Raw genomic sequence first — 12,344 nt, 5'->3', positions numbered from 1 at the left:
TTTGGAGTATCGATTTTATGAGTGATGCGCTTTTCAATTCGAGAAGATTTAGAACATTGAATATCATTGATGATTACAACCGCGAATCAATTTGGATTGAGATTGGGCTTTCCATCGGAGCGATTCATATGACGGATTTGTTGGAATGGATTGTGAAAGAAAGAGGAAAACCCAAAGCAATTCGAACTGATAATGGTCCAGAGTTTACGAGTAGTGTTTTCACAAATTGGTGCCACAGGCATAGGATTGAAATCCGATATATTCAACCTGGAAAACCTACACAGAATGCTTTTATTGAGAGATTCAATCGTAGCTACCGCACCGAAGTTTTGGATGCCAGAATTTTCAACAATTTAGTAGAAGTACGAGAAATTACCACGGAATGGGTGGAACATTATAATAACAAAAGACCACACGAAAGTTTACAGAATCTTTCTCCAATGCAATATTTGTTGAAAAAGGAAAACTCGTCTAAACAGAATTCCATCTCCGAGTTTTCTCCTTTCCAACAAAATCATTCAACACCAACATCACCGAAATGAAATATTTTATAGTTTTACAAAACAAAATGAGGGTATAATTCTGTCCAACCTTCGGGGAGACTTACACGGTGGGTTTTATGTTATAAAGAGCAGCACAAAATAAGATGCTTTCATTTTTAACCTCAGAAAGCAGGGCGAAGTCGGGGTAACGGTACAGGAAAGATTTGAGTACGATTCTCAGAACAGGTTGGTAAAACATTACCATCAGGTAGACAATAATCCCGAAGAACTGCTTGCCGAAAACACCTACAATGATCTGTCCCAGCTTGTGAACAAGAAAGTAGGCTCTACATCGGGTTCTGCGCCCCTGCAAAGCATCGATTACGATTACAACATCCGCGGCTGGATGACGGAGATCAACAAAAACCAGATGGCGGCAACGGATCTTGGCGGAAAACTGTTTTCCTACAAGATAAAATATACCAGTCGCGAGGGGATCGAAAATCCGGATACGGCACAGTTTTCAGGAAAAAATGTTGTCCCGAAATACAACGGAAATATTGCCGAGGTAGATTGGAGAGCCGTAGAATCTATTGGTGCCAATCCATCAACAACCCCGAAAAGATACGGGTATGCGTATGATAAAATTAACAGGTTAACGGCAGGGTTTTACCAGAATCCCCAAAACCCGAACAGTAAAGAAAATACGGAATCGTTAGCGTATGATCTTAACGGAAATATCACCAGTCTTTACAGAACCTCGGTTCTGGAATATGGGAATACAACGCCGACCATGATTGATAACCTGCAATACATCTATGCTTCCGGCAATACCGGCAACAGGCTTACCAGCATCAATGATTATGCACAAAATGCAACAGGATACGAAGGCGGCGGACAAACCATCGGATATGATGTGAACGGAAACATGATCAGTATGCCGGATAAGGGAATCAGTGTGATCAAATACAATCATTTAAACCTTCCCCACCATTTGGAATACAGCAGGGACGGCATTGAAATGGTGAAACTGGACACAAAATACCGCGCCGACGGAACAAAGCTTCGTAAGGTAAACACCACAACGATTTCCGGAATTAATGGCTACACAACCTCTGTAAAGACCATCGATTACCTTGACGGCTTCCAGTATCAGAACATCACTAATTCAGGTGGCGGAGGCGGTGGAAGTTCGTCTTTTTCAGCATCCAATCTTGAGAGTTCCAGAGCGATGGAAACCCAGGCGTTCAGTCTTGTGGACATCGGAGGTCTGGAATCTGTGGGAATGCTGAAGAATTCTGAACTGCAGTTTTTGCCGACTTCAGAAGGATTTTACGATTACATAAAAAATCAATATATTTACCAGTATAAAGATCACTTGGGAAATACGAGGGTAAGTTTCGGAAGAAACAGCGCAGGCGCTCTTGAAATTGTGGACGCCAATGATTATTATCCTTTCGGAATGAACCATTTGAAGAGTGGAAATTCATTCTTCGGGGTGAGTTCGTATAAGAATTATAAGTACAATGGGAAAGAGTTGCAGGAGACGGGCATGTATGATTACGGTGCAAGGTTTTATATGGCGGATATCGGAAGATGGGGAGTCGTAGATCCACTCGCGGAAACTTCGAGAAGATGGAGTCCTTATAATTATGCGTTTAACAACCCGATTAGATTTATAGACCCCGATGGAATGCAGAATGAAGATTGGGTACATAATAGACAAACAAATAGTGTTTATTGGAATCCAAATGCTACAAGTCAGGCAACAGCAGGAGAAAATGAAACTTATCTTGGGAAATCAGGAACTTACACAGCTTACGATGTTACTACAACGCAGTTAAATTCAAATGGTAGTTACCAAAATAACTCTTTATTAGGTGGATTAGGGATGTTTAACAATTTAGACCCTTTGATACAAGTAGGAGGTAATGCAGAAGCAATGAGTATGGCTACTTTTGGTACTCCTGATGATGGTTCCTATATAAGAGCTACTCCTGATAATCCTTTTGCCAATCCTTCCTCTCAATTAGCTTACAATGGTTTAGTGGCATTTCAAATGGCAGGTACAACAATTGCAGGAGAAGGGATTTTAGTTGCTTTGGTAGTTACAGGTGGATTATCTTTTTTACTACAGGTTCTATTACGGGAAGCGCAACCGAAGGTTTAGGGATTCAAACAAGTCTTAATGTTATAACTCGTAATAGCTTTGAAATTTTATTAGATTAATTTTTAAATTATACGAAATATATGGTAAGAAATAAAAATTTCAATAATTTAATCAATGTTATTCATGATTTAATGATATATGTTAAAATAATGACTGTAAATAAAGTTTCTCACAAAGAAATGTATGATTTTATAGATGAAATTGAATATTTAACTCAATTGATAGTAAGTGAAGAAGATCAAACCGAACTATTTGATAACGGATTAATAAGAATATGTGAAAAATATAACCTTACAAATATTTTTAATAAATATAATGACACGAAGTAGATAACCCTGATCCTCTAATGGTGTGGACAAAAATAAAACTCAATAGTTATGAAAAGAGTAATTTTTATTTTTACGGGCGTTATTATACTTTGTGTATTTTTTTACTATGCATTCGGAATTTTTTCTTCATTTGTTGGCTGGTACGGTTATCAAAAATGGAAGTATAGGATTGGAACTGATCTTATTCGGGAATCAAAACAAAGAAAAGTCTTTGTAAAAGACTTGAATTATAAAATCGTGGATTCTGCAAATTTAAAAGGATTTTATTTTAAACCCTATATTGAAAAAGTATTTAGATATGGTTATCACTCTATGGAAGATACAAGAATTGATACTTATACTAAATACCCATACAATTTGAGTTATGAAAGGAATAAAAAAGATTCTGTTGTATTAAATATTTTCCCTGAAGATAAAGAGAAATTGGACAGTTCTGATGCTGTGTGGGGATATTTAAAACAACCATATTTAAAAGATACCATTAGGATTGAAATAGAAGGAGCTGCAAAGCAAAAAGGTATAATAAAAGTATGGTGAAATAATCTGATCTCGCGGATTTGTAATCCGTGAGCAATATGTACAAAAAAGCTCAATAATAAAGAATCCGGCTCTACTGAGGCGGATTCTTGTTTTGGTAATGAAATAGAGCTGTTATTACTTTGCGATTGCATATTATTTTACAGCTTACTGCCGAATTTCATTTAGATAAAGAATTTTTTTTCTGTGTGTTTCTACCGTGCTTTATTACTTATAAAAAATTTCAGAGAGGTCTTTACTTCTAAATCCGTTGCTGATTGATTGTGAATTATCATTTTCCGGATCTCAAGTATCAGTTGTCGCAAAATCTTAATTTGTTCTGAAGAAGTAAAAATACTTCGGATTACAGCATAGGTTGTGGAAGATTATTAATTATTATTTTATTATGGTTTGTTTTGTTGGAATTAATTAAACTTGAATTTTTATTAAATATAGTTAAAAATATATTGATATTCCAAATAAATATTCAAAATAATTTAATTTTTTATGATAATTTGATAAATAAATCTCTTTAATTGGAATTTTCAATTCTATTTTTAGAGTTGTTGCGAATAAATGTCCGTATTTATAAGGATTTTCGAACACTGATTTAGATTAAGAAATTATTTAACTAACACTTTGGGGATATGTTTTACCGGAAAATTTACAGAATTGGCAATGAAGCAGAATTTGTTTGCTTTTTGGTGAAGTTCTTTAGCTTTTTCTATCATCGATTCGTCTGAAACCGTGATTTCAGGATGGAGAATGACCTCTGTGAAATGTCCGCTCCCGTTTTCCAGTTCCGTCATGATGACTGTAGCAAAATCTATATACTCCGTCACAATAATCCCTGCTTCGGAACAAAAATGAAGATACCAGAGCATATGGCATGAGGAAATTGAGGAAAGAAACATCTCTTCCGGATTATATTTTGTTTTGTCTCCGTGAAAGGACGGATCGGATGAAGCTTGGATTATCGTCTTATTCTCTGCAGAGATGTCATGGCTTCTTTCGTATTCTCTGTAAGAACTGGTTCCTTTTCCTTTGTTTCCCGTCCAGCAAACTGTGATTTTATAATGGTGATTTTTCATTTTAGTTTTTTAAAAGAGTATAGAATTTCGAATTTTTAAGAATATTTTTTACTATTTCTTCTCGTTCTTTTTCAGTTGTTGCATCATATAGTTTCCAATACGGCAGTGTTACATTTCTGTCTAAGAATTTAATGCTGTAAGCAGTATACTCGTTTGTGCCGCTCATTTTCTTTTCTAAGATCAGATTTTTGAATGATTTTTCGAAGCTGATTCTTAAGTATTCTTTTGTGTTTTTTGTAAAAGAAGATCATAAGTTTGCCGAACAATTTCAGAATTATTAGTCAAACCGTTTTCTAACAATAATGGGATTAAAATATCCAGTGCCTTTTCATTTTCGTTTAGTCCGATATAACATTTGCCGTATTTTTCTGCTATGAAAATCTCCTCCATTGCAATAGCATTACCACAAAAAGGCTGAAAAGGGTGTTCATTCGCTTTGTTCAGAAATTTTATTGCCTCTGTGAAGTTATTATTTTCAAGTTCAATGTCTGTGAGGCTTTGGTAAATTTGATTTAGATATGAATTTTTAGAAGAAGAGAGAAAATGGTTGTCATGCTCTTTATCGCTTTTTTGATCTTCTGTTAATTTTAAACAAAAAAGGTAGGATTTTTTTGCACGATTAAATTGTTTAAGACTTTGCTCCTTCGATGCTTTGCCTAAAAATGCAGTAAACAAATATTCAGAATTCGGATAAGCTGCAATAAATTGATTGTATTTTAAAAGAATTTCTTTTTGAATATGAATAATACTTTTTGAATTTATGGAAGTGCTGTCAGTTTCAGAAATAATTTTATTCAGTAAAGAATCTTCAATTTTAAATATTTTGCTTATTGCAGCAGAATCCTCTTTCTGCCCAAAAGCGACGAAGAAACACAATAATAAAAGTAAGGAGAAAATGCTTTTCATTTTCAGGTATCAGTTTGTATAATAAGAGCTATGAAATACAGATTGCTTGTAAAAATAAAAAATCTCCATAAAATAATATGGAGATTTTAAGTTTTTCCTGTATTAATTAGAATATCCTATCAATTCTTCTTTATTGGAATTGTAAATTCTGTATTCTAAATATTTAAAAGAATCCCTTGGAATAACGGTTACCCACTTTTTGTATTTCATAAACCATTTCATCTGGATGCTTTTGATCCCTTTCGTAAGGTAAGCTTCCACAAACGGATGTACGTGAAGGTAAAGTTTTCCTTTTTCCTTCTGCATAATGGTTCTCAGGGTTTCTCCCATTCTTTCCACAATAACGATCGGAGCTGCAATTTCTCCGTCTTTATTCGGGTTTTCTTCTTTGGTGTCGATCTGTTTTTCCGGACGGTTTCTTTGTCTGGTAATCTGTATCAGTCCGAATTTACTAGGCGGAAGAATCTTATGGCGGGCTTTATCGCGTTTCATTTCTTCCTTCAGATGTTCGTACAGATCTCTTCTGTGGTCTGCGTTGGGCATGTCAATAAAATCGATCACAATAATTCCACCCATATCACGGAGACGCAGTTGTCTTGCAATCTCGGTTGCTGCCATTTTGTTCACCCTTAAGGCGTGTTCTTTATTTACGGCAGTTCCGGTTGTGATATTATTTCCGGAGTTTACGTCCACTACGTGAAGTGCTTCTGTGTGTTCTATTACCAGATAAGCACCTTTTGAGCTTGGGATATTGACGTGTTTTCCAAAGCTTTGTTTGAGCTGTTTTTCAACATTATAATATTCCAGAAGAGGAATATGAGAATTGTAAAAATGGACAATGTTTTTCCTTTCGGGAGCGATTACTTCCAGGTAGTTTTTCATTTCTTCCACCATCTGTTCGTCGTCGCAGGTAATGCTCACGAAATCCTGGTTGAAGTTGTCTCTTAAAATAGCTGAAGCTTTATCGTCTTCGCTTAAAACTCGTGACGGAACTTTATTTTTCTGTATATTTTTGAAAGTTGTTTCCCACTTCTGAATCAGCTGATTCATGTCATTGTGAAGGTCTGCAACTTTTTTACCTTCGGCTACGGTTCTTATAATAACCCCGAAACCTTCAGGCTTGATGCTTTCGATTAACGTTCTCAGTCTCTCTTTTTCTTCGGAACTTTTTACTTTCTTGGAAATTGAAACCTTGTTATCGAAAGGGATGAGTACCAGGAATCTCCCTGTTAAAGAAACCTGAGTGGAAATTCTCGGTCCTTTCGTAGAGATCGGTTCTTTGGTAATCTGCAGCAGCACAAGATCGTCTTTCGCGATTACCTTGTCTACCGTTCCGTTTTTGTCTATTTCGGGTTGTATCTCGAAATTTTTTAAGCTTGAAGTATTTTGTTTCTTGGAAATCGTATCCCGTAAAAATTTTCTGTACGTGAGATATTGCGGTCCCAGATCCTGATAATGCAAAAAGGCATCCTTTTCGTATCCTATGTTTACGAAAGCTGCATTCAGGTTAGGAGCCAGCTTTTTTACTTTCCCAACAAACAAATCTCCAACTATAAAATCGCTTTTGTCCTCTTGCTCATGAAGTTCACATAGTCTTCCGTCTTCCAGCAGTGCAATCTTTGTAAGATCATCCTCATGCGAAACTATTAGTTCTTTCTTCATTTTGTTGTAAGATAAAATTGTTAAGATTGTAGGAAAAGAGTGTTTTTTTCATCAGATGAATTTTAACCTTAAATTACGCATAACAATTGAATGAATGCTAATTTTTCTGATAAAATATAAAACGTTCTTTTCCTTAAACATCTTATAGTTGCAAAACAAAATATAGTCGGTGAGGCTTTAAAATTTAAAATCACCAACTATATCTTTATATTGTAAATCTCGAGAAAAAGAGATTATTTCTTCTTATGTCTGTTCGCTCTTCTTCTTTTCTTTCTCTTATGAGTTGCAACCTTGTGTCTTTTTCTTTTCTTTCCGCTTGGCATAATTATAATTTTTTAGTAACTAGTTAATATTCAGTTAATTTCTTATTTTACTGTAACTTTCGTTTTTACTTTCTCCACAAAAGATTTTGATGGCTTGAAAGCAGGAATGTTATGAGCAGGGATTTCAATGGCAGTGTTCTTAGAGATGTTTCTTCCTGTTTTTGCTGCTCTTGTTTTAATGATAAAAGATCCAAAACCTCTTAGATAAACATTATCTCCATTATACATAGAAGTCCTGATTTCTTGCATAAATGCCTCTACAACTTTCTGTGTTTCATTCTTTTCGGTTCCCAACTTATTTGAGATGGTGTTTACCAATTCTGCCTTTGTCATTTCCTTATTTTAATTTTAAATTTTAGGTGTGCAAATTTAGTTAAAAAAATTGAATATTAGCAAATTAGTGATAAAATATTTTTTGATAAGAGGTTGAGAACTCAGTATTTATTCTGTAAGGATGTCGTCGTAAGTCACGATTACATACTCGAATTGTAGTAGCCATTCTCCACGCAGAAGCGGATGAGGTGCAGTTTTGTCTTCAGTCCGAGCTTTTCCGTAAGACGGTTGATGTAGGTGTCGATTGTTCTGGTGCTGAGATTCAGTTTTTCTCCTATCTCCTTGTTACTGAAGCCTTCATAGCAGAATTTCATCAGCTGTATTTCCGTTGGGGAAAGTTCTTCCTGACTTTTTTTCTGCCGGTTCATATAATCCATTACCGCTAAAGGTTGCTGCTCCCAATGTTTCGTGTAGGCTTCGTAATCGAAACTATCTGAGGTAATTTTTCCTTTGATAATTTCTTTAATGATGGTACTTTTTTTCTCACAGTAAAAAGTGTTGGGAATTTTAGAAAGAATTTCCGCCATATCTTCCTGATAGGTTCCGGAATACGTAATAACAGGGGTTTCAGAATCGCTTTTCCGGATATATTTGATGGCTTCCAGCCCGCTGAGAACAGGCATAAAAAGCTCTACAATAAATACGTCTTCCTGTCTTCTGTAATTCCGGCTGATAAGTTCATGCCCGTTGTTGCAGTCATTCAGCAGCATGTAGAACGGATTTTCCGTCAGCGTTTTGATCATGATTTTCTTAAAATAAAAATCACTGTCGGCAATAGAAAATCGCACAGTATTGGTTAATATTTTGCTCACTTTATTATCGATTTGGTGGATGATAATTGAAATTCAGATCACTAAATTAGGAAAATATGCTGAAAGTGAAAATTAATCTTAATTTAATTCAGAAAATAGAATTATTTAAAGTGAAAACTTAAATTTTGTGCATAAATTATTTTTTTATAATTTCACATAACCAAACCAAATCACAAAATATGTCTTCGAACAGGGAGAGAAAATTAAACCATGCCGACGTTAGGGCGGGCATCTGGAAATTTGTTCTGTCATTCATTGTCTTATCAGGTGTATCCTTCATCTGTGTCTTTTTCTTTTTTAAAAGTTATGATATCCAAAGAGAAGGGATCAAAAAACAGGCGGACGACTACCGCGAACTGCTTACAAGAAGCGATCTTCTCAGAATTCATGTGGACAGTATCCTGTACCGGATGGATCAGCTCGATATCAGCAAGGTGGATAACGATATTTTCCTCCGCAACTACATTATGGATAACGTAAGAGATGCCAAAAACATCATGGGGAAAGACAGCGCGGATAATTTTAAGCATTATTCCATTCTCATGAAACAGATCGAGCCGATGCTTGCACTGAAAAATCAGATTGTAAATGTTTCCTACAAAGAGCAGAATGCATTAAGAGACCTCAGCGAATGCCGCGGTAAAGTGGGCATTGTAAACCATGAGCTGAGGGTAGATCCTACAAGAAAATTCTCGGGAAGCAAACGAAGAAGATAAAAACTAAAATTATGCAGGGACAAATCACACTATCTAAAAAAGAAAAGCATTATCAGTTTTTATACTTAATTGTAATGCTTTTTGCAGCGCTTATTTTTCTGGGAATCATCTTTTTAAAAGGTTTTGAATCTCCGTTTTCAAACGAAGACATGATCTCGGTGCAGAATCTTGAAGAAAAAGCAAAGTTCGATCAAAAGCAGAAGTTTTCCTATAAAACCTTAGACAGCACCTTTTCGATGATCAACCGTTTAACGGATGAATCGCCGCAGCCTTTTGTAGAAAGCAATATCATGTACGGAATTAACGATGTCGCCAATTATTTCCAGAACGGGGATAATATTTCAGATATCAGAAAAGATGCGTATCCGCAGATTGCGAAATTTTACAAAATGTATTTCAACGACAAAAAAGTAATTTCCAGCAAAACGGAAAACATTAAAAACTTCGAAAAACAGTTTGAAGAATGCTCCATAGGTTTTAAAGAAAAGAAAAGCCAGCTTTTTCAGCGGGAAACAGCTTTAAAAGCGCGGACTCAGTAAATTTTCATATCCTTTCATAAGACACACCAAATAAAACACACATCACACAATCATTAACTATGAATTATTTTCAAAAAAACAAAAAGAACATTATCATCGGTGTTATTGCGACGCTGCTTATCGCGGCACTGGTTGCCCTGTGGCTGCAGAAGAAGGTGATCCACTCCGCAGATGATATTGTAGGGGTAGTTTATCCCTCTTCCCTGAAAGTAGGAGACACCCTTTTGTTTGAAGACAAAACCCAGTTTGCAAAAACCAAAAAATGGATCTTCGGAGACGGAACTTCAAGCGATAAAAACAGCGGCTTCCACTTTTACAACAGACCGGGATATTATCAGGTAACGTTGATTATTGATAACAAATATTCTAAATCTTTTCCCGTAATGGTTTCCGCTAGATCAATTCCAAAGCCTGTAGATTCTGCAAAAACAAGAACTTTAATCGATGCGCAGACTCAGGCAATGCAGTTTGAAAACGTACAGTTCCGAGCGATTTCCGATGCCAAACAGTTTACATGGAAGTTCGGAGAAACCGGAAACATCGATTCTAAAGATAAAATGGCGATCTATTCCTACAAAAAACCGGGAGATTATGTCGTAACACTCTACACCGACCAAAGTGCAGAGCCTATTCTTCATCAGATTAAAATTCTTCCCGCTTATGATGCGCTTGAAGAAGAGGTAAGTGTAGAAGATGCTTATGCTAAAATAGATAATGATTTTAAATATCATCTTCAGCAGATTGCCAACGGAAACAGCTTTAATATGCACTATAATTATTTACTGAGAACCTATCTGTGCAACAATGAAAATACCGTGGTAAAAGTAAGTGACAGCAAAGTCAATAACTTTTACATGTACTGTGCAGGTCTTCAGTTTGATAAAAACATGGTCATTCAGACCGTAAAGGTAAACTTCGATGATGCACAGAACTGTGTAACCAAAGTTGATATTAACCAAAGTAAATAATTTTCCGTTCAGAAATTTTCTTGAACCAACACACCAATCATTAAATAAATCAGGATGAAAAATAAACTTCCTCTAGCAGCATATTATATCGGAGTTTCAGTATTGCTCGTAAGCTGTCAGGTAAAACTGCCGTCGAAAAGAACTCCCGAACCCACCCATTACGGACAGGTTGATAATTCGCCGGTCGTAAACGGTTTTCCTAAAAAATCAGTTCCGTGGATTGCCATATCAGACAGATCCCGAAATACCGCATATCTCGATAAAAGCGATGAGAAATCCTATAAAGAAGTTAAATTTTTAGAGCCTTTAATGGTTTTAAAAAACCGTGACGGAATGGTAAAAGTTGCAGAATATATTCCGGATGCGCTCATGAAAAAAGTATCTTCCAAACAGATCAAAACCTATGGCTGGATTCCGGAATCTGATCTTCTTTTATGGAGCAATTCTTTAAAAAGCGAAAAAACAGGATTTCCGGTAAGAGTAGCCATTGTTCCGAGCAACAGTGAGGTCATCAAAAACTCAGAAAGATATTATAAGAATGATTCTATTATGGTTTTTAATTCGCCGAGTCTTATTGAACAGGCAGATGTGAAAATCCCGAACGGACAGATCGTATACGTTTACAAACAGGCAGAAAATAACAAAAGATTTCTGGTGGGTAAAAAACCAAACATCGATATCGACAGCATCAGTACAAGTCTGTACGGATGGGTAAGTTCCAATGTGGTTTCTACATGGGGAGAACGTTCTGCCGTAAAAATGAAAAATACCACAGGAATTACAGAAACCACGCTGGGAATTCATGAAGGTTCTCCGGGAGGAAACGAAACCGAAAACAGAACCGCCGTTTTATTAACGGATGTGAACAAAAGAACACCGCTTGAAAATATTTTTCCGGTAACATTACCCTTAAATGAACCACCCACTCCGGATTCTAAAACAAAGTATTTTACCAATATTTTAGATTATAGTAAAAATTACGTTTTCAATGTATTGGGAGAGCCGATTTATTTCGACCGTTACCGCGAAATTACGGAGAAAAACAAAAAAATAAACATCGTATTTGCCTTAGATATCAGTGCTCCCAATGCACCGTATGCTCCGATTGTGAAATCCTTGTTGCAGGATTTACAGTTGAGATTCGAGAAACCATCCTATTTTAATCAGGTAAAATACGGCGTGGTTTTGTACAAAAATAATTCCTGTGGAGACAATGTGGCGGTTTCAAATTTAAGTACAGATTACAGCAAAATAACCACCTTCATCGATCAGAAGAGCAATGAGATGAACTGTGTAAGCAACAGCGGTTATCAGCCGGTAAATGAAGGTTTGATGGCAGCCGGAAACCTCTTATCCAACGTTCCGGATGAAACCAATATCGTAATCACGGTGGGAACATCGTCCAGTCAGGGCGGAAATATGTATGGAGTCATCAATTCTCTAACGCAGGCTCAGGCGAGACTGATCATGTTCCAGACCAGTGCGAGATCATCTGAT

14 protein-coding genes are annotated in these 12,344 nt (G+C 36.2%); 8 read left to right on the top strand and 6 right to left on the bottom strand.

Features of this window, described 5'->3' with window-relative positions; genetic code table 11:
• The 4 genes from WFK35_RS14390 to WFK35_RS14375 all read left to right on the top strand — a co-directional run.
• Positions 1–542, top strand: a 542-nt coding sequence (locus tag WFK35_RS14390; RefSeq protein WP_336733133.1) for an integrase core domain-containing protein, incomplete at its 5' end; no start/stop codon positions are given.
• Positions 543–729: 187 nt separating this feature from the next.
• Positions 730–2,652 carry an RHS repeat-associated core domain-containing protein gene (locus WFK35_RS14385; protein ID WP_336733132.1) on the top strand — a complete coding sequence of 641 codons (1,923 nt, stop codon included), beginning with the start codon at positions 730–732 and terminating at the stop codon, positions 2,650–2,652.
• Positions 2,653–2,732: 80 nt separating this feature from the next.
• On the top strand, positions 2,733–2,981 hold the full coding sequence (locus WFK35_RS14380) for a hypothetical protein (RefSeq protein WP_336733131.1): 249 nt from the start codon (positions 2,733–2,735) through the stop codon (positions 2,979–2,981).
• Positions 2,982–3,029: 48 nt separating this feature from the next.
• On the top strand, positions 3,030–3,518 hold the full coding sequence (locus WFK35_RS14375) for a hypothetical protein (RefSeq protein ID WP_336733130.1): 489 nt from the start codon (positions 3,030–3,032) through the stop codon (positions 3,516–3,518).
• Between the two features lie 602 nt (positions 3,519–4,120).
• Here the strand turns inward: WFK35_RS14375 and WFK35_RS14370 are convergent.
• From WFK35_RS14370 to WFK35_RS14345, 6 genes are all read right to left on the bottom strand, one after another.
• Positions 4,121–4,588 (bottom strand): OsmC family protein, encoded by a 468-nt coding sequence (locus WFK35_RS14370; protein WP_336733128.1) that lies wholly within the window; start codon positions 4,586–4,588, stop codon positions 4,121–4,123.
• A gap of 1 nt (position 4,589) precedes the next feature.
• Positions 4,590–4,754, bottom strand: coding sequence for a hypothetical protein (locus WFK35_RS14365; protein WP_336733127.1), 165 nt, complete (start codon positions 4,752–4,754; stop codon positions 4,590–4,592).
• Positions 4,755–4,801: 47 nt separating this feature from the next.
• A complete protein-coding gene (locus WFK35_RS14360) occupies positions 4,802–5,494 on the bottom strand; it encodes a hypothetical protein (protein WP_336733125.1) in 693 nt (230 codons plus the stop codon).
• Between the two features lie 102 nt (positions 5,495–5,596).
• A complete protein-coding gene (locus WFK35_RS14355; protein ID WP_336733124.1) occupies positions 5,597–7,156 on the bottom strand; it encodes a ribonuclease E/G in 1,560 nt (519 codons plus the stop codon).
• A gap of 365 nt (positions 7,157–7,521) precedes the next feature.
• Complete coding sequence (locus WFK35_RS14350; RefSeq protein ID WP_027388329.1) at positions 7,522–7,812, bottom strand: HU family DNA-binding protein; 291 nt, start codon at positions 7,810–7,812, stop codon at positions 7,522–7,524.
• 140 nt (positions 7,813–7,952) lie between these two features.
• Positions 7,953–8,624: a LuxR C-terminal-related transcriptional regulator gene (locus tag WFK35_RS14345; protein ID WP_214588805.1), complete on the bottom strand. Its 672-nt coding sequence runs from the start codon at positions 8,622–8,624 to the stop codon at positions 7,953–7,955.
• A gap of 179 nt (positions 8,625–8,803) precedes the next feature.
• Between WFK35_RS14345 and tssO the strand changes: the two genes are divergently transcribed.
• The 4 genes from tssO to tssR all read left to right on the top strand — a co-directional run.
• Entirely contained in the window at positions 8,804–9,340 is a 537-nt protein-coding gene (gene tssO / locus WFK35_RS14340) for a type VI secretion system TssO (RefSeq protein WP_214588806.1), read from the top strand.
• Positions 9,341–9,351: 11 nt separating this feature from the next.
• The gene (locus tag WFK35_RS14335; RefSeq protein ID WP_336733123.1) at positions 9,352–9,879 is read left to right on the top strand and encodes a type VI secretion system transmembrane protein TssO; all 528 of its coding nucleotides are present in this window, start codon (positions 9,352–9,354) and stop codon (positions 9,877–9,879) included.
• Positions 9,880–9,938: 59 nt separating this feature from the next.
• The gene (locus WFK35_RS14330) at positions 9,939–10,847 is read left to right on the top strand and encodes a PKD domain-containing protein (protein ID WP_336733122.1); all 909 of its coding nucleotides are present in this window, start codon (positions 9,939–9,941) and stop codon (positions 10,845–10,847) included.
• Between the two features lie 54 nt (positions 10,848–10,901).
• Positions 10,902–12,344, top strand: a 1,443-nt coding sequence (gene tssR / locus WFK35_RS14325) for a type VI secretion system protein TssR domain-containing protein (RefSeq protein WP_336733121.1), incomplete at its 3' end; no start/stop codon positions are given.

This window comes from Chryseobacterium sp. VD8 (assembly GCF_037149975.1).
In the GTDB taxonomy this organism is placed as follows: domain Bacteria; phylum Bacteroidota; class Bacteroidia; order Flavobacteriales; family Weeksellaceae; genus Chryseobacterium; species Chryseobacterium indicum.
The sequence above is the reverse complement of the archived record's forward strand: the minus strand, read 5'-3'. Positions and strand labels throughout refer to the sequence as shown.

Excerpts from the sequence above, each read along its gene's own strand:
- WFK35_RS14380 (WP_336733131.1), top strand. The coding sequence starts at position 2,733 with ATGGTAAGAAATAAAAATTTCAATAATTTAATCAATGTTATTCATGAT.
- WFK35_RS14375 (WP_336733130.1), top strand. The coding sequence starts at position 3,030 with ATGAAAAGAGTAATTTTTATTTTTACGGGCGTTATTATACTTTGTGTA.
- WFK35_RS14370 (WP_336733128.1), bottom strand. The coding sequence starts at position 4,588 with ATGAAAAATCACCATTATAAAATCACAGTTTGCTGGACGGGAAACAAA.
- WFK35_RS14365 (WP_336733127.1), bottom strand. The coding sequence starts at position 4,754 with ATGAGCGGCACAAACGAGTATACTGCTTACAGCATTAAATTCTTAGAC.
- WFK35_RS14360 (WP_336733125.1), bottom strand. The coding sequence starts at position 5,494 with ATGAAAAGCATTTTCTCCTTACTTTTATTATTGTGTTTCTTCGTCGCT.
- WFK35_RS14355 (WP_336733124.1), bottom strand. The coding sequence starts at position 7,156 with ATGAAGAAAGAACTAATAGTTTCGCATGAGGATGATCTTACAAAGATT.
- WFK35_RS14350 (WP_027388329.1), bottom strand. The coding sequence starts at position 7,812 with ATGACAAAGGCAGAATTGGTAAACACCATCTCAAATAAGTTGGGAACC.
- tssO (WP_214588806.1), top strand. The coding sequence starts at position 8,804 with ATGTCTTCGAACAGGGAGAGAAAATTAAACCATGCCGACGTTAGGGCG.
- WFK35_RS14335 (WP_336733123.1), top strand. The coding sequence starts at position 9,352 with ATGCAGGGACAAATCACACTATCTAAAAAAGAAAAGCATTATCAGTTT.
- WFK35_RS14330 (WP_336733122.1), top strand. The coding sequence starts at position 9,939 with ATGAATTATTTTCAAAAAAACAAAAAGAACATTATCATCGGTGTTATT.